24 protein-coding genes, 2 tRNA genes and 1 pseudogene are annotated in these 21752 nt (G+C 53.8%); 16 read left to right on the forward strand and 11 right to left on the reverse strand.

Going from position 1 to position 21752, the window contains the following annotated elements; translation table 11 throughout:
* Positions 1 to 40: 40 nt before the first annotated feature.
* Positions 41 to 256, forward strand: coding sequence for a hypothetical protein (locus tag EU557_RS13885; RefSeq protein ID WP_135531076.1), 216 nt, complete (start codon positions 41 to 43; stop codon positions 254 to 256).
* Between the two features lie 129 nt (positions 257 to 385).
* Here EU557_RS13885 and EU557_RS13890 read toward each other — a convergent pair whose 3' ends face one another.
* Positions 386 to 1429, reverse strand: a complete 1044-nt coding sequence (locus EU557_RS13890; RefSeq protein WP_135531077.1) for an SDR family oxidoreductase — start codon at positions 1427 to 1429, stop codon at positions 386 to 388.
* 230 nt (positions 1430 to 1659) lie between these two features.
* Between EU557_RS13890 and EU557_RS13895 the strand changes: the two genes are divergently transcribed.
* Both EU557_RS13895 and EU557_RS13900 read left to right on the forward strand, forming a co-directional pair.
* The gene (locus tag EU557_RS13895; protein WP_135531078.1) at positions 1660 to 2373 is read left to right on the forward strand and encodes a 16S rRNA (uracil(1498)-N(3))-methyltransferase; all 714 of its coding nucleotides are present in this window, start codon (positions 1660 to 1662) and stop codon (positions 2371 to 2373) included.
* An 81-nt stretch (positions 2374 to 2454) separates the two neighbouring features.
* A complete protein-coding gene (locus tag EU557_RS13900; RefSeq protein WP_135531079.1) occupies positions 2455 to 3117 on the forward strand; it encodes a DUF4159 domain-containing protein in 663 nt (220 codons plus the stop codon).
* Between the two features lie 132 nt (positions 3118 to 3249).
* Here EU557_RS13900 and EU557_RS13905 read toward each other — a convergent pair whose 3' ends face one another.
* The 5 genes from EU557_RS13905 to EU557_RS13925 form a co-directional block, all read right to left on the reverse strand.
* Positions 3250 to 3822 (reverse strand): hypothetical protein, encoded by a 573-nt coding sequence (locus EU557_RS13905; protein WP_135531080.1) that lies wholly within the window; start codon positions 3820 to 3822, stop codon positions 3250 to 3252.
* Positions 3823 to 3928: 106 nt separating this feature from the next.
* Positions 3929 to 4501: a 1-acyl-sn-glycerol-3-phosphate acyltransferase gene (locus tag EU557_RS13910; RefSeq protein WP_135531081.1), complete on the reverse strand. Its 573-nt coding sequence runs from the start codon at positions 4499 to 4501 to the stop codon at positions 3929 to 3931.
* Positions 4502 to 4588: 87 nt separating this feature from the next.
* Entirely contained in the window at positions 4589 to 5362 is a 774-nt protein-coding gene (locus tag EU557_RS13915; protein WP_135531082.1) for a patatin-like phospholipase family protein, read from the reverse strand.
* A gap of 180 nt (positions 5363 to 5542) precedes the next feature.
* Complete coding sequence (locus EU557_RS13920) at positions 5543 to 6385, reverse strand: MBL fold metallo-hydrolase (RefSeq protein WP_135531083.1); 843 nt, start codon at positions 6383 to 6385, stop codon at positions 5543 to 5545.
* Positions 6386 to 6504: 119 nt separating this feature from the next.
* On the reverse strand, positions 6505 to 7452 hold the full coding sequence (locus EU557_RS13925; protein ID WP_135531683.1) for an acetyl-CoA carboxylase carboxyltransferase subunit alpha: 948 nt from the start codon (positions 7450 to 7452) through the stop codon (positions 6505 to 6507).
* A gap of 250 nt (positions 7453 to 7702) precedes the next feature.
* Between EU557_RS13925 and EU557_RS13930 the strand changes: the two genes are divergently transcribed.
* The 7 genes from EU557_RS13930 (at position 7703) to EU557_RS13960 (ending at position 12554) form a co-directional block, all read left to right on the forward strand.
* Positions 7703 to 7776 (forward strand) — tRNA-Asp (locus EU557_RS13930).
* A gap of 373 nt (positions 7777 to 8149) precedes the next feature.
* Positions 8150 to 8223: transfer RNA gene (locus EU557_RS13935), tRNA-Asp, on the forward strand.
* 203 nt (positions 8224 to 8426) lie between these two features.
* Positions 8427 to 8810 carry a hypothetical protein gene (locus EU557_RS13940; protein WP_135531084.1) on the forward strand — a complete coding sequence of 128 codons (384 nt, stop codon included), beginning with the start codon at positions 8427 to 8429 and terminating at the stop codon, positions 8808 to 8810.
* Between the two features lie 140 nt (positions 8811 to 8950).
* Complete coding sequence (locus tag EU557_RS13945; RefSeq protein ID WP_135531085.1) at positions 8951 to 9337, forward strand: hypothetical protein; 387 nt, start codon at positions 8951 to 8953, stop codon at positions 9335 to 9337.
* A gap of 58 nt (positions 9338 to 9395) precedes the next feature.
* Positions 9396 to 10322 carry a hypothetical protein gene (locus EU557_RS13950; RefSeq protein WP_135531086.1) on the forward strand — a complete coding sequence of 309 codons (927 nt, stop codon included), beginning with the start codon at positions 9396 to 9398 and terminating at the stop codon, positions 10320 to 10322.
* A gap of 18 nt (positions 10323 to 10340) precedes the next feature.
* A complete protein-coding gene (locus tag EU557_RS13955; RefSeq protein ID WP_135531087.1) occupies positions 10341 to 11015 on the forward strand; it encodes a response regulator transcription factor in 675 nt (224 codons plus the stop codon).
* Positions 11016 to 11189: 174 nt separating this feature from the next.
* Positions 11190 to 12554, forward strand: coding sequence for a sensor histidine kinase (locus EU557_RS13960; RefSeq protein WP_135531088.1), 1365 nt, complete (start codon positions 11190 to 11192; stop codon positions 12552 to 12554).
* Here the strand turns inward: EU557_RS13960 and EU557_RS13965 are convergent.
* The 3 genes and pseudogenes from EU557_RS13965 to EU557_RS25505 all read right to left on the reverse strand — a co-directional run bounded on the left by EU557_RS13965 (position 12516) and on the right by EU557_RS25505 (position 14624).
* Positions 12516 to 13490, reverse strand: a pseudogene (locus EU557_RS13965) (ADP-ribosylglycohydrolase family protein). The gene EU557_RS13960 and the pseudogene EU557_RS13965 overlap by 39 nt on opposite strands.
* A 15-nt stretch (positions 13491 to 13505) precedes the next feature.
* The gene (locus EU557_RS13970) at positions 13506 to 14195 is read right to left on the reverse strand and encodes an HAD family hydrolase (RefSeq protein ID WP_135531089.1); all 690 of its coding nucleotides are present in this window, start codon (positions 14193 to 14195) and stop codon (positions 13506 to 13508) included.
* 285 nt (positions 14196 to 14480) lie between these two features.
* The gene (locus tag EU557_RS25505; RefSeq protein ID WP_167855211.1) at positions 14481 to 14624 is read right to left on the reverse strand and encodes a hypothetical protein; all 144 of its coding nucleotides are present in this window, start codon (positions 14622 to 14624) and stop codon (positions 14481 to 14483) included.
* Between the two features lie 392 nt (positions 14625 to 15016).
* Between EU557_RS25505 and EU557_RS13975 the strand changes: the two genes are divergently transcribed.
* The gene (locus EU557_RS13975; protein ID WP_135531090.1) at positions 15017 to 15283 is read left to right on the forward strand and encodes a hypothetical protein; all 267 of its coding nucleotides are present in this window, start codon (positions 15017 to 15019) and stop codon (positions 15281 to 15283) included.
* Positions 15284 to 15459: 176 nt separating this feature from the next.
* On the forward strand, positions 15460 to 15690 hold the full coding sequence (locus EU557_RS13980; RefSeq protein WP_135531091.1) for a hypothetical protein: 231 nt from the start codon (positions 15460 to 15462) through the stop codon (positions 15688 to 15690).
* A 62-nt stretch (positions 15691 to 15752) separates the two neighbouring features.
* Here the strand turns inward: EU557_RS13980 and EU557_RS13985 are convergent, their stop codons facing one another.
* Positions 15753 to 16835, reverse strand: a complete 1083-nt coding sequence (locus EU557_RS13985; RefSeq protein ID WP_135531092.1) for a DNA polymerase beta superfamily protein — start codon at positions 16833 to 16835, stop codon at positions 15753 to 15755.
* A gap of 31 nt (positions 16836 to 16866) precedes the next feature.
* On the opposite strand from EU557_RS13985, the gene EU557_RS13990 reads away from it, so the two are divergent.
* Positions 16867 to 17343 carry a GNAT family N-acetyltransferase gene (locus EU557_RS13990; RefSeq protein WP_135531093.1) on the forward strand — a complete coding sequence of 159 codons (477 nt, stop codon included), beginning with the start codon at positions 16867 to 16869 and terminating at the stop codon, positions 17341 to 17343.
* A 95-nt stretch (positions 17344 to 17438) separates the two neighbouring features.
* On the opposite strand, the gene EU557_RS13995 is transcribed toward EU557_RS13990, so the two are convergent.
* Positions 17439 to 18206, reverse strand: coding sequence for a nucleotidyltransferase domain-containing protein (locus EU557_RS13995; protein WP_135531094.1), 768 nt, complete (start codon positions 18204 to 18206; stop codon positions 17439 to 17441).
* 335 nt (positions 18207 to 18541) lie between these two features.
* Between EU557_RS13995 and EU557_RS14000 the strand changes: the two genes are divergently transcribed.
* The 3 genes from EU557_RS14000 to EU557_RS14010 all read left to right on the forward strand — a co-directional run bounded on the left by EU557_RS14000 (position 18542) and on the right by EU557_RS14010 (position 21420).
* Positions 18542 to 19513, forward strand: coding sequence for a gliding motility protein GldB-related protein (locus EU557_RS14000; protein WP_135531095.1), 972 nt, complete (start codon positions 18542 to 18544; stop codon positions 19511 to 19513).
* 191 nt (positions 19514 to 19704) lie between these two features.
* Positions 19705 to 20211 carry a protease-associated domain-containing protein gene (locus tag EU557_RS14005; RefSeq protein WP_135531096.1) on the forward strand — a complete coding sequence of 169 codons (507 nt, stop codon included), beginning with the start codon at positions 19705 to 19707 and terminating at the stop codon, positions 20209 to 20211.
* Between the two features lie 21 nt (positions 20212 to 20232).
* A complete protein-coding gene (locus EU557_RS14010) occupies positions 20233 to 21420 on the forward strand; it encodes a M28 family metallopeptidase (protein ID WP_135531097.1) in 1188 nt (395 codons plus the stop codon).
* Positions 21421 to 21752: the final 332 nt, after the last annotated feature.

The raw sequence follows: 21752 nt of genomic DNA on the forward strand, positions 1-21752 counted from the left end.
TAAGCTTGTATCCTATATTTGATCCTCCGAAATTTGGATTATGAAACTCTTACTTCTCATGTGGATGAGCCAGCATCCCTACCTGATAAATACGGAGCAGGGAGACCAACAGGTAGCAACAGCGGCCCTGCAATTCACGCAAGACATTAATCGTATGCTAGTGCCATATGAGCGTAGCTTGCTGGAAAGAGTAGCTCGCCGCGAGATAACTCTAGGCCATTTGCTGGCTTATTTGCGAGAGTACGAAGAGGCGTAAGACACTCTCAACTACATACAAAAAGCTCCGGCCTATTTGATAGGCCGGAGCTTTTTGTGTGAAAACAGAGCTGAAGGAAACCGCTCCTAGTAAGACATCATGCTTACTTAAATCCAAGATCTGATACCGTTAGTCTTGCTTCGCATGACCATTGCTAGATTTTGTGTTCTTGTTGGTAAACCAAGCGGCCAGTGCAACTCCGGCGCCAGCCAATAAAGCTGTGCGCAGGGCGGGACTACCCGTAGTAACGGCTTGAGTGTAAAAGCTGGTTTCGCGGGTGTGCCCGGGGTAATTGCCGCGCTCCTCCAGGTTACCAATGGGTCGGTCGAGACCATTATCACTTAGTGGGCCGGGGGCATAATCGGCCTTCTCCTGTTTAGAGAAGGATTTCTCCATAAACTTATCAAGCAGGGCTGGCGTCCAGTTCTCCATACCAATAAAGGCACGGCCACCGCCACCAATTACCACGGAGCGCTCAGGAGTCTCGCAGCAGTGCAGAATGCCACGAGCTACTGTTTCGGGAGCGTAAGCTGGTGGTGCATGTTTCGCCTCTCGCTCCATATAGTTCTTAGCGTGCAACGGATAGGGAGTATCAATAGCCGCGGGCTGGATGAGCGTAACGGATATTGGGGCGCCATCCATCTCTAATTCCATTCGTAGGCCATCGGTAAAGCCTTTTACAGCGTGCTTGCTGGCCGAGTAGATGGTTTGCAGGATAGCGGTTATGTCTGACAGGATGCTGCCTAGGTTAATGATGGCTCCGCCCTTCGATTTTAAATGCTTTGCGGCTTCCAGCGAACCGTAAATCAAGCCCCACAGGTTTGTGTCGAAGAGCTTGCGCATGTCTTCGATAGGAATGTCCTCGATTTTGCCATAGATAGATACTCCAGCATTATTAATCCAGGTATCGAAACCGCCAAACTGCTGCTGAGCTTTACGGGCAATTGCCTGCACATCCTCCTGCCGGCTTACATCGGCCACTACGTATACCGCTTGACCACCACTTTGCGTAATTTCCTCAGTTAGTTGCCGCAGGGCATCCTCGCTACGCGAGGCCAACACGAGCTTCGCACCTTTTTTAGCGGCCATTCGAGCCGTTACTAGGCCTATACCGGATGAAGCACCAGTGATGACAATGGTTTGGTTCTTTAGTTTTTTGAGTTTGACTTTCATAGTCTTTACGTCGGGTAGTAAACAGGATAGAAACGATGCAGTTGTAGCTAGGCCACTAGCTGCTCAACGTTCTACGGCATACCACTGCAACAGACTGCTAAAACACAATATTTTATATCTATTAGACTATCACAAGAGAGTTAACTCGTCTACCTGCCACTAACCTTAAGTGGCCTAGGACAATGTAATTCTCATGTACCTCCTGCCCTTATTCGCTGTAGATTTGCCTTATGCCCCATACTTTCTACGCCCCCGACCTGACTACTCCTCTCTACACGCTACCAGAAGACGAAAGCAAGCACGCCGTACGGGTGCTGCGCCTAACAGCCGGTGATGCTGTGGAGCTCGTAAACGGCCGCGGTGGCGTGTACCAGGCCGAAGTAGAAACGGCAGATGCTAAGCGCTGCCGCCTGCGCGTGGTGCAAGAACAGCAGGTGCCGCGTCGCGCTTATGAGGTACACGTAGCCGTAGCACCTACCAAAAACCTTGACCGCATGGAATGGCTAGTGGAAAAAGCCACGGAAATGGGCATTGACCGACTCTCTTTTTTGCGCTGTGCCCGTTCAGAGCGGCGGGAACTGAAGCTGGAGCGCCTCCACAAGATTGCCGTGAGTGCCCTGAAGCAGTCGGGCCAGGCTTGGCTGCCAGCACTAAGCGAGCTAACTGATTTCACTTCGTTTCTGCCCACCGTGGCCAGTGAAACAGCTTTTATTGCGCACCTGGAGGAAGGCGAGCGGACGCCCCTCTCTCACGTAGCCGCCAGTGGCAACACCTGCTGCATTCTTATTGGACCTGAGGGCGACTTTACTCCTCAGGAGATAGAGGCCGCCTTTGCCCAAGGTATCCGCCCAGTAACGCTAGGGGCCTCCCGCCTGCGCACCGAAACGGCAGCTCTAGCGGCCGTTCATACGGTGCATATAGCGCGCGAGCTACAAGCGCAGTGAAGCAGTTGCGCATTGAACAACTTCTGCATATCTCTGCGTTATCTGTGCATCCTTGGCTGAAAATGCCATTCAAACTCTTCTATGCTCAAGAATCTGCTGTTTCTGTTGCTCCCCCTGTTGCTTACCGCAGCTACTCCGGCAGCCCCAAGCTTTCATATTGCTAAGCTACATTATGGCGGGGGGGGCGACTGGTACGCCAACAAAACCTCCTTGCCGAACCTAATCAAGTTCTGCAATCAGGCGTTGAAAACGAACATTGCTCCGGATGAAGCCACAGTAGAGCTAGACTCGCCGGAACTGCTGACTTACCCCTTTGTGCACATGACTGGCCACGGCAACGTGCTGTTCACTGAGGCAGAGGCCCGCAACCTACGGCGTTACCTGATTGGCGGCGGTTTCCTCCACATCGATGACAACTATGGCCTGGATAAGTTTATCCGCCCCGAGATGAAGAAGGTATTTCCGGAGCTAGAGTTTGTAGAGCTTCCCTTCACGCATCCGGTTTACCACCAAAAATTCGCCTTCCCAAGGGGCTTACCTAAAGTGCATGAGCATGATGGCAAGCGCCCTCAGGGCTTTGGTTTACTTTATAAGGGCCGCTTAGTCTGCTTTTACACTTATGAGTGCGACTTAGGCAACGGCTGGGAAGACCTAGGCACCTACCCCGAAGACACACCCGCTACTCACGAAGCAGCCCTAAAAATGGGAGCCAACCTAGTGGCCTACGCTCTCACACAAGACTAAACTTTTATGGCTATTACTTATAGTATCAGCAGAACCATTATTCATCAAAAAGGCCCGACTACCAGTAGTCGAGCCTTTTTTATTTCATCTCAGTGCGGAAAGCATGCCTTGCCTAATAGCCTTAACCACTACTTAAAATTTAGGCTTTAGAATCTCACTTAGAATGAAGGCGTTGCGCAGGTCAGTTGGGTTACGAAGGAGTTCATTTAGGCTTCGGCCCTGCTCGGGGCGAGGCACTTCAGGGCGGCGTGCGGCCTGACGCTGCCAATAATCCGTAGGGTCAGCTGGCCGGGCAGCAGCGCGAGGCAAGGTAGAGGCACGACGCGCTTCATGTGCGGGAGTTTCCAGCGTCCGGTGTATAACCGGCCGCTCCAAGCTCCGGGCCGGGATGTCGGTTCTCTCCTGACTCTGGGGCGTAGGCAGCACTTCGCGTGGTAGTGGCCTTCCGGCTGGCGTAGTTTGCTCTGTCTCCCGCGGTGCGGCCGACGTTTCCGCTTGGTTTTGTGCCTGCATCTGCTTCAACAGTTCCTCAAAAGAGGTAGCAGGCAACGGCAAAACTGGACGGGGCTTGCCGGTGCTATCAGGCTTAGAGAAACGTCTTTCCTGCTTCTCCCGCTGTGTTGTAGCGCTGGCCTTCTGCACCAATCGCCACACAAATATGGCTAGGCCTATTAGAATCCAAGCGAGGCTCTGCAGCTTTTCCATGAGCGAGGGTGAAGTTTTGAGCGGTAACCTTATAAAACGAGTGGCTCGTGAAAGACCTGTGATTACAGCACTTTCACAACTTAACCGCTCACAAGTTCACCTCTGCCTAACGTACGCCTTTTTCGGGGAAGCGGCCTTGTTTGGTGCGGTAAAAGGCTTTGATTTCCTCCAGATCCTTCTCGTAGTCGCCCGTAGGCCAGAAGGCTGGGCCTACGCCGGCTTCTTTGTTTTTATAGTCGAGGTAGCCCAACAGAATTGGTACGCCCGCTCCTACAGCCGCGTGGTAGAAGCCTTTCCGCCATTTGGGCTGGTAATCGCGGGTACCTTCGGGGGTAATGAGAATAACAAGCTCGTCCCGCTCATTAAAGAGCTGAATCATGCCGTCTACCAAGCTGTTGTTCTTGCTTCGGTCAACGGAAAGGCCGCCCAACGACCGCACCAACGCCCCTAACACCGGAATAGAGGTCCATTCCTTCTTGATGGTGAGCTTTACATCAACATCCATGAGGAAGAAGGCAGCCCGAGCAAACATGAAGTCCCAGTTGCTGGTGTGAGGGGCCGCAATCATCATGCTTTTCTTGATGTTTGGGGGCACTTGCGAGCCGAGATGCCAGCCTGTAATCCAGAACCAGAATTTGGAGAAAAGATACCAGAAGGTAGAGGTTTTGCGTGCAGCCATGAAGAAGTAATGTGGTAGCCAGATTAGCTAGGCCTACCAAATGTCAAAGCTAGAGAAATGTGTGGTAAGGCCTGCTATAACGGCCGTTTAAGCGTTTCGCAAGAGCGCCTCCAGGTCGGTGGCGCGGCCCAGAGTGTAGTGGTAGCCGATTTCAAACAGCTCTGAGGCCCGGCGGTAGCTCATGGTCCGGAAACGGCGCAGTTCTGGCGGCTCCAGCAGTAGGTCGCAGTGCTGCTTGCTCAACACGGTATTGCTCCCAATGGCTAGATTCAGCGTCCGCTCTATCACCCCGCGTAAGTTGTTGAACTGCGCTTCGGGGTTGGGCGGGTTGCAGTGCACCCCTACAATGCGTAGGCCAGGGTGCTCGTGTTCCAGCAGTGCCTCCACGGGCAGGTTATTCAGCAAGCCCCCATCAACAAGTTGCCGCCCTTCAAACTCCACCGGCTTGTAGAGGATAGGTACGGCCGAAGAAGCCAACAGCGGTGGAACCAGCAGCCCACTCGAAAACCGTACGGACACTCCTTCCACCAAATCAGTAGATACCAGCGTAAGCGGCAGGCGCAGCTGCTCAAAAGTGCAGCCCACGCCTAAGTGCTCCTCAAACAGCGTCCCGACGGCGTCAATTTTAAACAGGCCGTACCGGCTCAGAGCAATGCGCGTGAGGCGAGTGATATTCACAGCCTGGAACATGCGCAAAATCTCCCGCGGCGGCACTCCCGCGGCGTAGAAGGTGGCAGCAATGGCCCCCGAAGACACTCCGGCAAGACGCCCCACCGGCAAGCCCAACTCGTCGATGGCCGCGAGAATACCCAGATGCGCAATGCCCCGGGCACCGCCACCGGAAAGCGCCAGGCCTAGCATGACGTGAATTTGAGAAGTGGTAAGTTTCTGAACTGCTGTGCTATCATATGCTTGCTGCCAGACTCAGACGGCCACCATAGGGCAAACGCTTGGGCAACCCTCGTACGGCTATAGGTCTATGCAGTTGATATTTCTTGTAGAGCCTTCCTTATCTGCCAAACACCTGACTGGCCTAGGGTTCTATAAATCGGCCAGACGGAAAGACTCGGCTACCCGCACGCCTTTTTCCGTGTGCTGAACCGTTATACACTCCGTGGCAGGGTCATGCTCCAGCACCAGCACCCAGTTTTCGTCGGCCGCGCGGCGTAGCACCCGCTCTTTTTCGTCCATGGTCACCAGGGGGCGCATATCGTAGCTCATCACGTAGGGCAGCGGCACGTGGCCCGCGCTGGGCAACAAATCAGCCATGAAGGCCACGGTACGGCCCTTGTACTCCATTACCGGCACCATCATTTTTTCCGTGTGCCCATCAGCGAAAATAATTTCTCGGAATACAGGCAAAGCTTCAGGCACACCTGCCTCAACAAAGCGCAAGTGGCCACTTTCCTGAATAGGCAAGATGTTTTCTTTAAGAAAGCTGGCTTTTTCACGAGGGTTGGGCGTTACAGCCCAGTCCCAATGATTCTGGTTGCTCCAATAGGTAGCGTTCTGAAAGGCAAGCTGAAGCTTATCTTCAGCAGTACGCACTACTGAGCCGCCGCAATGATCGAAGTGCAAGTGAGTCAGGAACACATCGGTAATATCAGCTGAGGTGAACCCCAGCTTCCGCAGCGACTTCTCCAGCGTATCGTCGCCGTGCAAGTAGAAATGCCCCCGAAACTTCTGATCCTGCTTGTCGCCAATGCCATTGTCCACCAGCACCAGCCGGCCGCCGTCCTCAATGAGCAGGCAGCGCATAGCCCAAGTGCACATGTTGTTTTCATCGGCGGGGTTGAGCTTCTGCCACATGCTTTTGGGAACTACGCCGAACATAGCGCCGCCGTCAAGCTTGAATAAACCGGTGTCGAGGGTGTGAATGGTCATTGGGGGTGGGTTGAGAGATAGTAAGGAGGGCGTAAAGGAATAAAAAAAGCACGTCATGCTCCATGGCTTGAAGCATGACGTGCTTTTAAACGTCGGTAGCGGGTGCTGGTAGTAAGAGCCTACTCCAGCACTACTCCCATATTCGAGAACTTCTCGATGCGCTGGCTGATGCGCTCCTCGTGAGACAGCACCTCCAGTTCGTCGAGGGTTTTGATAATGGTCTTCTTCAGTGCTTTCAGCATGGCTTCCGGATCGGTATGGGCACCACCGAGAGGCTCTTTCACGATGCCATCCACAAGGCCAGCTTTCAGCATATCGGTAGCGGTTGGCTTCATAGCCTCAGCAGCCTGCTCTTTATAGTCCCAGGAGCGCCACAGGATAGTAGAGCAGTTTTCCGGCGAAATAACCGAGTACCAGGTGTTTTCTAACATCAGCACCCGGTCACCGATACCGATACCTAAGGCACCGCCAGAAGCCCCTTCCCCAATAATGATGCAGATTACGGGCACCTTCAGCAGGAACATTTCCTTCAGATTGCGCGCAATAGCTTCACCCTGCCCCCGCTCCTCAGCCTCTAGGCCAGGAAATGCACCGGGTGTATCAATCAGCGTTACAATGGGCTTGCCAAATTTTTCGGCTAGCTTCATCAGACGGAGCGCTTTGCGGTAGCCTTCGGGGTTGGGCATCCCGAAGTTGCGGAACTGCCGTTGCTTGGTATTGCGGCCCTTCTGCTGGCCAATGAACATCACCGAACGGCCATCCAGCTCGGCAAAGCCGCCCACCATAGCCTTATCATCGGCCACGGTACGGTCGCCATGGAGCTCAATGAACTTCTCCGTCATGCCCTCAATATAATCAAGGGTGTACGGGCGGTCGGGGTGGCGCGACAGCTGCACGCGCTGCCAGCGGGTAAGGTTGGCGTAGGTTTCCTTTTTGAGGGTTTTGATTTTGTTCTCGAGAGCTACTACGGCTTCCGATACATCTACTTGGCTATCGAGGGCCAGTTGCTGCATTTCACGGAGCTTGCCTTCGAGAGCGGCAATAGGTTGTTCAAAATCGAGGAGCATTGCCACGGCAGAGTGCGTATTGGTTGCGGGGTGAGAGAAGAGAGCAAAGGTAAGCGAAGCCATGCACACCGCACACGCCCTGCTCCTACCGAATTTTTCAAAAAATTTTCTCCCTGATAAACAGGCCAGAACAATTTCATACCCTTCTTTTTTATATGTTTTTTGGGCCGACTGTTGCACAGGTGAAAGCAGCCCTCTACTTTTGCATCACAATAACGGAAAGCACACGGCTTTCGAGTTAGCGTTAACCGGTTCGGTAGTTCAGTTGGTTAGAATGCCGCCCTGTCACGGCGGAGGTCGCGGGTTCGAGTCCCGTCCGGACCGCAAAGGCCCTTCAGATTCTTCTGAAGGGCCTTTTGCTTTTCTACCCTCTTTCCTCCGGCTCGCCTGGCCTACGGCGTTACAGGTACTTTGCAGGAGGTGGCTTCTTATTTTGTTATGACTTGCTGCCCTCCTTATTGGGAACAGCCAGCACATGGTACCCATTCTTTACTCTTTCGCACCAGCGCATTTGCCTTGAATAGACTGAAGACGAAAAATATTTTCAGAATCTATTCTCTTTAGTAACAGATCAGTAGGCGCAAAAAAGCGCCTTTAAAGCCCACCAACGCAGATTTTTGTTTGCACAGGTAAAATCGACCTTCTATATTTGCATCACAATAACGGAAAGCACACGGCTTTCGAGTTAGCGTTAACCGGTTCGGTAGTTCAGTTGGTTAGAATGCCGCCCTGTCACGGCGGAGGTCGCGGGTTCGAGTCCCGTCCGGACCGCAAAGGCCCTTCAGATTCTTCTGAAGGGCCTTTTGCTTTTCTACCCTCTTCCTCCGGCTGCCCTAGGCCTATAAAAGCAGCCTTGACAATCAGCGACTTGCTGACCTTTTTTATAGCATTAAGGCCTCCTGTTTCCTGTCATGCTCACATCATGTTGAAGATGTAGGTTTGATAACACTTCACTGTTACCAAACTCCCCTCCCATGAAAAAGGCATCTTTGTTCGCCGCCTCTCTTCTCTTTGCCTTGAGCAGCATGGCTCAAGGTCCTAGTGCTCCTACTGCAAAACACACTAGCAAGGAGAACACCAAAGAGCACAAGCACGAGGCCAAAAACCAAGACGAGAAAGTAAATCCTGATAACCACGGACAAGAGGTGCAGGCTTTTGCCCACGCTACTCCCCTTACCGGAGCCGACAAAGGAGCCGCTATTAGTGCATTGGCAAGCAACGGCCGATCTTCTGCTCGGGGCCAGCGCATGGTAGGTAGCGCACGCGGCGACCGAGGCCACAGTGGCACTCGCGCTGCTGACTGTGGGCACCAGGGCGGTGGGCATCAAGGTGCCGTAGGCCACCACACCGGACGATAACATTTACCATTCTGCCAAAATCGGCCGCGTTTTTGAAGAAATTCAGAGGCGCGGCCGACTTTATATACTAATAGTCACGATTTTTGCACATTGAACTATTATTGGGCCGACAGGCTTCCTGCATTCTCGTCCCTCTCTCGATGAAACACACACTGTATTGCCTGTACTTACTCCTGCTAGCGCTTTTTGCTAGCACAGCCAGCGCTAAGCCTACGGGCCTTTCAGCAGTTGACAGTAAGGGCATGCTGGTAGTAGAGGGAGCTGTGCAGAATGACCAGGGAGACAAGACACCTGCCACTGCCCGGCCTTCAGAGCAGTCCTCGCCCGAACCACCCGTAAAAGCCGTACCCATGACGGAGCGCAAAAGCAAACCTCAACGCGTAGATGCAAGAGGCACTGAAAGTGCACGTGGCCCACGTGAGGTTAGGAGTGCGCGGGGAGGCCGGGGCTCAGAAGCAGGCCGCGGCGCGCAGGGCGGTGGTGGCCGGGGCGTAGGACGCGGCATAGGCAGAGGCCACGGAAACTAAATATTCCGACAAGCACGCTATGCTAGTACCGCGGAGTATTTGCCCTTTGCTGGGGGTTATGCTGCTGATATTTCTCTTCAGCTTTCAGCAGGCTATGGGCCAAGACGTAGGTAGTGGGGAGCCCACCGGCACTCCTGCCGATAGTACTACACGCCGTGGCGCCTTCACGGCGGCACTCAGCTACGGCAGCAACTCCTCTTTCTTTGGTCGCACCCAAACTACCCGTTTCCCTTATTTAGCAGCTGACGTCAGCTACAAAACAACGGTGGGCATCTGGGGCTCCGTCACGAGCTACAACTTATTCAACACTACTACCTTAATTGACGAGACTGATATATCAGCTGGCTGGGATGGTGATTTATCCAAGTCAGTAGATGCTTCAGTGAGCTATTCGCGCTTTTTGTTCGCGCCCAATAGTCCGTTGGTTAAATCTAGTGTCAATAACTCCATCGATGGCTACATAGGCCTAGACTGGCGCTACATCTATACTCGCCTGAATGCCGCTTACTTATTTGGTGACAGCCATGACTTATTCCTGATTCTGGATAACTCACGTTACTTCGGGTTTGACAATGTGCTCACCTCAAAAGGGTACCTAGCCATTGAGCCCCGCGTGAGCGTTACAGCGGGAACCCAACGCTTTGTTATAACAAGCCAGGAGCAACAGCTGAAGCGCAATGGCAATAACAACGGCAATGGCAACGGGAACAGTGGTGGAAATGGGAATGGCAACGGCAATGGGAACGGAAACGGCAATGGAAATAGCGGTGGCAATGGAAATTCAGGGACTGTTACAGTTACCACTTCTACTACCAGTACCCGTTTTAAGCTATTGAACTACGAATTACGTGTACCGGTCACGTACTCATTAGGAGCCGTATCGTGGCAGGTAGCGTGGCGCTATGCTATTCCCGTGAACTTGCTGCCCGACGACGTATCTGGAGCCCGTTCTTATTTCACTACCACCCTGTCGCTGAACTTGTAGCCCCTAGCTGCTCTCCCCATGACTGTTTTAATTGTTGAAGACGAGCGCACCCTAGCCCGAGAGCTAGGTATCTTCCTGCACCAGCAAAACTTCACCTGCACCGTAGCGCGCACCGCCCGCGAAGCCCGTGAACAGCTCGCCGACACGCCCTTCGACTTTGTGCTGCTCGATCTAGGCCTGCCCGATGGCGATGGACTGCAACTACTGGCTGAGGCGAAGCAGAACGAGATAACCGCAGCCTTCATCGTTCTCACGGCTCGGGGGGCAGTAGAAGACCGTATCAGTGGCCTAGAGTTAGGTGCCGACGACTACTTAGCTAAGCCTTTCTCCTTGCCGGAGTTGCTGGCGCGCATGCACGCCATTACGCGCCGCCGTTTTGGCCTACACAAGCCCCTAGTGAACTGCGGGGCATTCCACCTAGACCTGCAAAGTCGGCGGGTGTTATTTGAGGATGAAGAAGTAGGCCTCTCAGTAAAGGAGTTTGACGTGCTGAGCTACCTAGTGCTACACAAAAACCGAGTGCTGACGCGCCTACAGCTAACCGAACACATTTGGGGCAATCTGCCCGCATCCGGCTTCGATTCCAATTATATCGATGCGCACATAAAAAATTTGCGCAAAAAGCTGAGCCAGTATAGCGAGGTAGAGTGGCTAGAAACGGTGCGAGGCGTAGGCTATCGGGTGAAGCAATAAAGAGGTAGGCTAATGATAGCCTACCCATACTTCCTTGCCTTATGTGCTTGTGCTACGCGGGCAGTAAGTTATCTTGCTAGTTCCATTACCATTCTGGTAACAGTTTGGTAGGGTAAACTATTGGCCGCCGGGAGGTAGTTAGTTCGGCGTTCCTTTCCCTGATTATTTGCGCTCTTGAAGCTTACCACTAAATTTTCTCTCTTCAATGCCCTCTCCCGTGGGGCCATTCTGCTGCTGCTGGTGGGCGTACTTCCGCTAGCCATGAGCCGACTGGCCTTGCTTACTACGGATCAGCGGCTGGCCCAAAAGAAGGAGAAAGTACTGCACCTAATCCGCCGCAACGGTATTTCGGCCTTTATTGAGGGCGGGCAGTCCTCCTATGGTAGTTACAACCTGCTAAAAGAGGAGTTTATATCCTTGGAAACCATACCACCCGGCCCGAAGATTGACGTTATCGAGGACTCGAAACGGGCGGTTGAGGATGAGATTGTGGAGTACCGAGTGCTCAGCTATTCTTTTGACCAAGGTGGTAAATATTACCTGCTAGAAATTGGGCGCAGCACCGGCAGCATTGGAGAAACTGAGCGCAATTTCCGCAATTACGCCTTCTATATTCTCCTGATTGCTATTGCCTTAACCACTCTGGCCGACTTGGCTTTCTTCCGCTACTTGCTGGAGCCGTTCTACACCATTATCAGGCAGCGACTAAAGAATGCGCATCACCCGGCCGCGTTCAATTTTGCTCCCATTCCCACGAATACCGACGATTTCCGCTACCTCGACGAGAGCCTGCGCGAAATGATGACTACTATTCAGGCCTCTTTTACTAAAGAGCGCAAGTTTATTGCTGACGCTTCGCACGAGCTACTCACGCCCCTAGCGGCTTTGCAGTATCGTTTCGACAACATGCTCACTGACGAGAGCCTTTCCAATGAAAATCTGCTGCGCGTGGTGGAGTCGCAGCGCACCGTGCACCGGCTGCGCACCATCATCAAGTCGCTGCTGATGATTTCCAAGATTGAAAACGACCAGTTTGCCCGCACGGAAACTGTTTCGTTGAGTCAGTTGGTGGCCGAGGTGAGCGAAGAGGTACAGGACCGCCTCACGGTATTGGATCTAACTCTAACGCACGAGATTAAACCTGATTTTGAGGTAGTACACTGCAACCGTGGGCTGCTCTTTACCCTGCTGTTCAACTTGGTAAACAATGCCATCAAGTACAACCGTGAGGGTGGGCTGATTTATGTGCTGGGCCGTCCTGCTCTTACCACCGGTTACGAGCTGGAAATCAGGGATACTGGCCTAGGCATCAGCAAAGAACAGTTGCCACGCCTGTTTCAGCGCTTCGACAAAGGTACCACCGCCGATTCCGACAGCTACGGCCTAGGCCTGTCCATCGTCCGGACCATTGCCGACCTGCATGGTATTAAGATTGAAGTAAACTCTATTGAAGGGCTAGGCACCTCCTTTCTGCTGAATTTTCCGACGCCGGAAGCCACTTCACAGCACGCCGGGGCCCAGCGCCATTCGTTGGGCTAGGTCTTCAATATCAGTGCGCCGGGCCAGAACCGTGAGCCACTCTGCGGGTATAGCAGCTTCGCCGTAATGGAGGGCGGCTAGGCCCCCCGTTACAGCACCTGTAGTGTCGGTATCATCGCCGAGGTTTACGGCCGCTAACACGGTTTCAGGGTAGGTATCGTAGCGCAGTAGGCACCATAAGGCCGCTTCCAGCGTGTGCATCACATAGCCGCCGCTGTTGATGGCGGTGACGGGCAGGTCGGGGAGACGGCCGCTGAGAATACGCTCAAAGTGGTCGGCTTCGCGAGCAGAGATAGTGAGCTTGTACAGTTGGGCCGGTGCTTCAGCGCATAGCGTGGTATAGGCCTACATCGGGGTAAGTCCGGCGCGCAGGTATCGGGCCATTTCGAGATAGAAAAAGCAGGCCACTGCTGACCGAATGTGGCCGTGCGTTACGGCCGATACCTCGCAGATTCGTTGAAAAAGGCTCTCCAACGTGGCATCTGGGTGATAAAACGCCAAAGGCAAAATTCGCATCAGGGAGCCATTGCCGTTGCTGTATTCATCAGTGCCGCCGGCTCGTACCAAATCCGGCTTCGACTCTAACCGCTGGATAGCCTCTCGCGTTGTGATGCCAACATCGAATACGGAACCATGAGGCGTCCAGAAGTTATCGAAGTACCAGCGGCAGCAGTTACGGTCCACTTTTTTGAGGCTAAAGCCATCAGCAATGGCCTCCGCCAAACAAAATGTGAGCGAGGCATCATCGGACCAGGTACCCGCGGGTTGGTTATGCGTCCCGTAGGCCTGCATGTGCACAACGGGCTGCTGCCGGCGGGCGGCGCGGCTTTGAAACTCGACGGGTACACCTAGCGCGTCACCCACTGCCAGGCCTAGCAGCGCCACTCTGATCTGTTGCTCCAGCAGCTTGTTACTAGAAGTTGCGATTGACTCCACGCTATCACGAATAAGTTACGGACGGTTCTCTGCCAGTATAGGTAGTACTTCCCGCAGGCCTTGAATAATATAAGTGGGGTTCTGGGCCAGGCAATCGGCTTCCTGCCCAAAGCCATAGCTGGCCCAGCACGAAGCTATACCGCAATTGCGGGCAAACTTCAGGTCGGTAGCCGTATCACCAATCATGAGCGTGCTGGTCAAGCTGTGCTCAGGAAAACGCGGTTGAATCAGTTCCGTGAACAGATCGGGAGCCGGTTTGAGAGCTACCCGCTCGCCCGTGGCTGTGGTGCTGCCATCACCGAGCACGAGCAACGCATACTGGCGCAGGCCTAGGCGGGACAGGGAATCAACTAAAATGGGTAAACCCTTGTTACTGAGCACTACAATATGCGCACCCTGGGCCGTGGCAGCCGCCAATACTTCCAACGCCCCCGGAAATGGCTGCACTAAGGGCTCAGCTTCGGTGGCATAGAGTTGACGATAAACCGGCAGCCAGTTATCGGGCAGGGCCGTGGGGCCGTCGGGGTAAAACAGCCCTAGAGTTTGCGCCAGCGGGAGCCCTTGGTGCACTACGCCTTCCAGTACCTCGTTTAGGGGTTCAGCGAGGCCTAGCTCCTGAAATGTGCGGCGCAGGGCGTGCCCAATGGCTTGCCGAGTATCACAAAGGGTTCCGTCGTAGTCAAAGAGCAATAAAGAATAAGGCATACAAGCAAGGCACAATGAGGCCCGAAAGTACGGGAGGATACCGGAAACCCTCCTATTAGCTCGGCCGTCATCGAGAAGAATCCCAGCGCACCAGCAGGTGGCCTAGTAGCCTTTGACGCTAGCATGGGGGGCTTCTTGCCGGCGGCTTCACCCACTACATGGGCAGATTAGCCCGCTTAGCCCACTTTACTACAATCTGCTGGCTGGCAGAACGACCAATACGGATGGGAAAACACATGTGCTCAGCTTTGCCGGGGTTACTGTATACCGGCCCCGGTAGCGCAGCTACAGGGCAATACGAAAGATATGGCGGCCAATTGGTAGCATGTCGATGAAGATGCCCGTTTGGTGGCGCAGATACTCGCGGCGCACCTTGGAGGAGTTGCCGGCTGGCTTATTCTCATAGGAGCAGCCGGCGGAAGTAGGCACTCCTAGTGGCTGAATTCATCAGAAGGAAAGAAATCGACGGGCTGGGTGAAGAAGTATAGCTGAGCGTGGCAGATGCCTTTTTCATAGAGATGGCGGGATTGCGCGTCCGTCAGACGAAAATATTGGTGAGATGACTACTCCGACGAGCTTTAGCCAGCAGCTGTTGCGCAAAAGCTACCTGAGGCAAGCAGCCGAGCATAAATAGAAGAAAACTAAGGTGTAAGAATCTAGCCATAACCTGTAGGGAATAAAATTTCTTTCCTGCAGGATGCGGTTGCGGAACTTTTTCCACGCCAAGGGCTAAGTTTTTTTCAATTGTCTCAGAATATGGCCAGACATTTGCCAAGCCTTCAACATCACTCGCACCTCCTCGCGCATTTCACTATTCATTTATGGCAAGAATCTTTCTTCTCCTCTGGCTCTTTCTAATGGCGCTCGTTGACGCCAGCCCGGCACTAGCCGACCAAGGTGGCCCCGCTGCCCGCGCAAAAATGCGTGGCAAAGTGTACGTGCACCGTCCTAACTATAAATATTACTCACGCAGCAAGCGCACCAAAAAATCACGGCGCTGGTACCAGTTCTGGAAGCGTCGCAAAGCCAAGAAGGCTACTCCTGCTCCCGCTCGTCCTTCGCGTAACCAGACGCTCGGCGGTAGCTAACAGTTAGTCTACTTATCTACCTACATACTAAACGGCGGCTCTTTCCTGGTGGGAAGGGGCCGCCGTTTAGTATGTAGGTAAATAGGGCCGGCCTAACGGCAAAACTTATTACAGGGTTGCGCAATTTTTGCGTGAGCTCCAGAGTTATTTAAACAACACTAATTCTGGTTTGCCTTATGTACAGAATCCTCCTTCTATTTTTCGCGCTGTTGCTGGCCAGCAACGTCGAATCGGTAGCAGCTCGTCCTACGGCATATGCTCGGGCCAAAATGAAGGGCCGTAGTTACACACACCGTCCATTTTACAAAAAGTACAAAGGCCGTAAATCCAGCAAAAAACGCGGTTTTTTCAGTCGGAAAGGCGCTTCCAGCAAATCAACCTACCGCGTAGGCCACTCCACTCGGTAAGTATTCCGGCACCACACTGTAAAAGTGGGTCAGAGAGCTTCTATGCTTTCTGACCCACTTTTTTAGTGGGCAGCTTGTGCGTACCAAGCTCTGCGCACTTGAACCAACAAATGATCAGCCGCCAATTGATTGGGGGCAGCGGGTAAGTGAGAGGTAGCAAAGGCCGCCTCTACCTGCTCCAGCAGTGTCTCGGCCATTTGCAGCAGCTCCTCATACTGAAACTCACCTCGCCGAATCTGCAACAGAAACTCCCGATCGGGGCGGCGCACCTGCAGCTGACGCGTGAGGGCGATTTCCTGGGCCATGCGCAGCAGCCGAAACACGTGCAGCATGTTCTTGGCGTCGTAGTTTTTGCCGTGCTGCACCGTGTTCTGGTAGCGCTCGGCATTACGCTTCTGCACCCACTCATGGTACTCCCGGTACACCCGGCAGTAGCTGCTGTAGCCGTTGCGGTTGAAGCTGAGGTAGGCCACCGGCTCCTCCCCCTTGGGTACGGAGGTAAGCTGCACGTCCTGTGAGGTTTCGGCGTCGCGCACTAGGCCTCGGTACCCTAACGTGGCAGTCGGGGAAGCATCCACAAACAGAGCGTACAGATCTGACAGGTGCGGCACATTAGCTAGGCCACACTGCTCGGCCGCCAGGTGTTGCTCAGCTAGCCACTGGCCTACGGGCTGAGCCCCGGCACCTACTGTCACGTAGCAAAAATCCAGCACCGACTTACGACCGGGTGGCTCCGGGTGGTTGATCTTCTTATTAAGCCCTCGAGCTTTCCGAATCTGAGCCGCAGCGTACTCCGCAAAGCTTTGGCGGCAAAGCTTCGACAGAAAGTCCTCGGCTCGGAAGCTCTCAAATAACGGATGCCGGAACACCACGCAATCAGCAGGCGTACCTAACAGCTCCAACACCGTGGGGTTGTTTTTGAGCAGTAGCTCCACGAAGCGACGCAGTTCATAAAAAACTTCGTCGTTGGTTTCATTCGCCACTTGCGGCACGTACTCCAGGCCGTAAAACTCAGCTTCGGGCAAAATAAATACCCCTTTCAGATCCGTATCGGAATGGGGCAGGTTGGTGCCGTAGGCGCGGCTGCCGCTGATGGCTTCAAAGAGAAGTAGCCCGCGCTGGCGCAGGTCAGAAATAGTGAGCATATTTCTACGTGAGAGCAAGAATGATAGCAAGATGCACAGCCAAGTACACCTAAGGCAGACCCAACAAGCCGACTTAGAGCATTTATTTCACTTTCAGCTTGATGAAGAGGCTGCTTACCTGGCAGCTTTTATGCCGGCAGACCATACCAACAAAGAAGCGTACTGCGAAAAATACACCCGGTTTCTGCGCGACCCGACTATCAACATGCAGACCATTATTGTTGGAGACACCATCGCGGGCAGCATCGCTAAGTTTATACTGGAGGGCGACGCCGAAATTACGTGCTGGCTAGACCGGCGCTTTTGGGGTAAAGGAATTGCCACCACCGCAGTGAAGAATTTTCTAGCTACCGAAGGTACTAGGCCTCTTCTTGGGCGAGTTGCCTTTGACAACGTGGGCTCGCAGAGGGTCCTAGAAAACTGCGGGTTTGTAAAAATCGGCACTGATAAAGGATTCGCGAATGCGCGCCAGACAGAAATAGAAGAATTCATTTATCAGCTGAACTAGGGTGTGCGAGTAGCAGCAGGAACGACCCTTTTACCGCCTCTCAGGCCGTCTACTTGCCCTAGTGAAGATGGTTTCCATGGATGTACGCAGAACGTTCAGGAGGGAATGGGAAGCCACTTCTGGAATACCTCGTTGAGCAGCGTTGTAGGATCAGTAGATGGAGGAACAGGTAAGGTATTGCGTTCGGCTAGGCCAGTGTCATAGGCATTTCGCAGGAAGTCCAGCATAGCGTTGGAGCAGGGAATGGTGGTTTTCTCGTTAGCGGTGGCTTTACGCGCCAAGAGCTCCTCCACCTCCTCGTGAAGCTCGAGGGGCAGCAATTCCCGCAGCTGCCGAAACTCCATAGGCGGCACCTCAGCGGGGCGCTGCTGAATCCAGCGGGCCGCAAGCGTAGAGCGCAAAGCATAAAATAGTCGTTTGAGGCGCACCTCCTCTCCTACTAGGTCCTGCTCTACTCCACGCCGCAAGAGGCCCAGGTAGTGATGTAGCCCAGCCCGCGCGTTCCAGCAATTAACTAGATGCACGGCTAGGGAATCCCGAAAGCCCGGCACCTCAGCATATACCACCGGCGACTGTAGCCACTCAAACAGGGCAGCGTTGGAGCTGCGCAGCAGCTTCAGGGCCTTACGCAGTTCCCAACCGGCCAGGTCTAGCTCATCGTCAACGGGAAAATTGAGCGTGTCAGGGCCTTCATCCAGCGTTAGGTACCACTCGGCAGAGTGAACGTAAATAAAGCGCACGTCGTAGTCGGAATCCGGCGACGGGAAGCCCCAGGCCCGGCTCCCCGACTCGCAGGCGTAGAGAATGCGGATGTTATACTGGGTTTCGAGCTGGGTAAGGGCCGTTTGAATACGGGTGTGCATATGGGGAGGCAGGGAGATAAGACGTTCCGCGTCCTGTGAAGCAGAGGCCAAAACTACATTGATCCGCAGAACTAGGTAATTTCCACGCTCCCTAACAGCTGGAAATTACTTTGCGCCTCTACCTGCCCCACCAAGTGAGTATAGGGGCATATTATTTCTGCGGCCGAAGCAGGAGCAGATTATCCGTCGCAAACACCTATTGCGGCTTACTGATCCCGATCTTACCCAGGCAGATCGTTTCCGCGGGAAGAAGGTGGCACTTAATCCTTTTCTAGTATGCTGCCTGACTCATTAATCTGCCGTGGTTGCTCTGCCTACTCTCTAAATCATATTTTATGGCTCTACTCTCGTTTGAACGTTCTTTACTTCTACTAATAATCAACGCTATACTACTTACCAGTACTACTCAATGCAGCCGCACTCGCCGGGTAGAGGACGTACAGGTGGTCACTGCAGATATTGACAACTTCTGGGCAGCCTATCCGGCGGCCATGCGCGACACCGCCCTGGCCTATCATGTGTTTGAGCAGCAGTATTTCGCTAAAGGCTCTCCTGGCCTACTCGACTATTACCAGCGCCGATATCAGAGTAACCCCGTGTTATTTGCCCGTCGCATTACCAAGCGTCCCCAGTATTACGCCTCCGCTCGCCACAACCAGAAGACTGTTGGAGAGCAAAAGCCCCAGATTCTGGCGGCCTTACGGCGTCTGCAGGCTCTTTACCCGCCCATTCGATTTAACCACATCTACTTCCTGATAGGTGGCTTTTCTGGTAGTACAGCTCAGCCGCCGGGCCTGTTGATTGGTACAGAGCACGTGGCAAACGGGCCAGATATTGACTTTTCTGAGCTGACGCTGGTAGAGCGTAACCGAAGTGGCCTAGCGGCCGACATGCCGTACATTGTTACGCATGAGATGATTCATAATGTGCAGCAGCGGGCGCAGACTAACCTCTTGTGCTATGCTACCCGAGAAGGCATGGCTGATTTTATTGCAGAGCTTTTAACCGGCTCTCTAGGTACCAATGCCCGTCTGCATATCTATGGCAATGCGCACGAGCAGGAGCTTTGGCTGGCATTCAAGCAAGATATGCTAGGAAGCAATACGAAGAACTGGCTGGCCAACTCCGCCCAGGAAACGCCCGAAAAGCCCTGCGACCTAGGCTACTACGTGGGCTACAAAATCTGCCAGGCCTACTACAGCAAAGCCACTAACAAGCAGCAAGCCGTGAGGGATATGCTTACCACCAAAGACTTTATTGAGTTCCTTCAAAAGAGCGGCTACGAGGAAAAAATGAGTCAGTTCTGACGCAGCAGGGGTTGGTTTGCCTTACCTTGAAGCTGCACACTCCCGTACGTCATCTAGTCGCAGGCAGGGTCTTACCACACTAGCAGGCTAACCCCAAACGGTTAATACACTGATTGTAAATATCCTGCCCTGCACTCAGGATGACGTGCATCAGACCTACTACCTTATTTGGTTTCAGAAATCTTTACCTGATGCTTTCTTATTCATCCTTTTTGGCCCGCCCGGTTGCCGCTTCTTTTTTATTAGGCCTGGCCCTGGTTGGCTGCCAAAGTCAGTCGGCTCAAACTACTACCTCTGCTCCGGCCACCACAACCGCCGCCGCGCCCTCTGCAAATGCGCCGACCATTACGGCAAGTAATATCAGCAAGTATCTGCGAGCGGTTTCTTCGGATGACATGTTGGGCCGTAAACCCTTTACTATAGGGGAAGAGCGCAGCACGACGTATTTAGCCGATGAGTTTAAGCGCCTAGGCCTGCAGCCAGGCCCCAATGGCACCTACTTTCAGCCGGTGCCGTTGGTAGAAATTACCGGCACACCTTCACCTACCCTGCAAATCAAGGGCAAAGGCCAAAATCTGAGTTTTCAATACAAGACCGATTTTGTGGCCTTTACTCAGCGCGAGCAGGCGCAGGTAAACGTCACCAACTCTGCGCTGGTGTTTGCCGGCTATGGCGTGGTAGCACCCGAGTATGGCTAGGACGACTACGCGGGCCTCGACGTGAAAGGTAAAACCGTGGTGGTGCTGGTAAATGACCCTGGTAACGCGGGCAACGATACTACCCTATTCAATGGCAAGGCGATGACCTACTATGGCCGCTGGACCTATAAATATGAAGAGGCTGCCCGGCACGGCGCGGCAGGCTTGCTCATCGTGCACGACACCAAGCCCGCCGCTTACCCATGGAGTGTAGTGCTGAGTGGGGCTACCAGCCCTAAGTTGCGGGCTCAAACCGCCAACAAAGGCGCCGATAAGTGCGCCATTGAAGGCTGGCTAACCTTGGATGCAGCCAAAAAACTGTTCCAGGCTGCCGGCCAGAACTACGATCAGCTGTACACCGCCGCTAACACCAAGGGCTTCCGGGCTAGGCCACTCGGTGGCCTCACGCTCACAGGCAGTATTCTAAATACGATGCGCAGCCAGACCTCGCGCAATGTGCTGGCCGTGCTGCCCGGCACCACTCGCCCCGAGGAATACATTATCTACTCGGCCCATTGGGACCATTTTGGCGTCGGCAAAGCCATTGCCGGCGACTCTATTTACAATGGCGCCGTAGACGATGGCACTGGCCTAGCCGCCTTGCTCAGCATTGCCGAAGCCTTCCAGCAAGCCAAGGCGAAGCCACAGCGCAGCATTGTGTTCCTGGCCGTGACGGGCGAAGAGCAGGGCCTACTGGGTTCAGCTTACTATGCCCAGCACCCACCCTTCCCGCTCAACAAAACCGTGGCCGACCTGAACATGGATATGCTCTGGCCCTACGGTGAGATGAAAGACCTAACCGTTATCGGCTATGGGCAGTCGGAGCTGGAGGACTACGCCCGCGCCGCTGCGAAAGAGCAGGACCGCTACGTGCTACCCGACCAAACACCCGAAACCGGCATGTTCTACCGCTCCGACCACTTCAGCTTCGCTCACGTGGGCGTGCCCTCGCTCTACGCCAGCGGTGGCTTTGAAAGCCGCTCCGGCGGCAAGGAGGCCATTGCCCGGCAGCGCCAGAACTACACCACCAACATGTACCACAAGCCCGCCGACCAGTTTGACCCTAGCTGGAACCTAAGCGGCATCGCCCAAGACGCTCAGCTCTATTTCCGTGTAGGCCAGCGCCTGGCCAGTGAAAACACCTTCCCGCAATGGCGCGCCGGCTCGGAGTTCAAAGGAGCCCGGGACAAGGGTATGAGCGGGCAATAACCTAGCTACATTGCCTTGACCAGCAAAAACTGGACGTAAACAGTAAGCCGAAGCAACATGATGCTTCGGCTTCGTTTTTTGCGCGACTTCCGCTTACGCCTGTTCACTTCCCTAACGTGAGACAATGTGTACCCAACGTTTACTTGTGACAACGTTCCCGGCAACGTTTGCATTGATTTATATAGGGTTTCAAAGATTTGGTGTGCAAGCAATGATGTACGTTGATGAAATATTTCACAGGTAGTTGGATTTGAGGCGGATACTACTGCTCTGCTTACCGGCCGGACAGATCAGGATGCCACGCCGCAACAACACCTGTGTACTCCCTATTG

This window comes from Hymenobacter wooponensis (assembly GCF_004745865.1).
GTDB lineage: Bacteria > Bacteroidota > Bacteroidia > Cytophagales > Hymenobacteraceae > Hymenobacter > Hymenobacter wooponensis.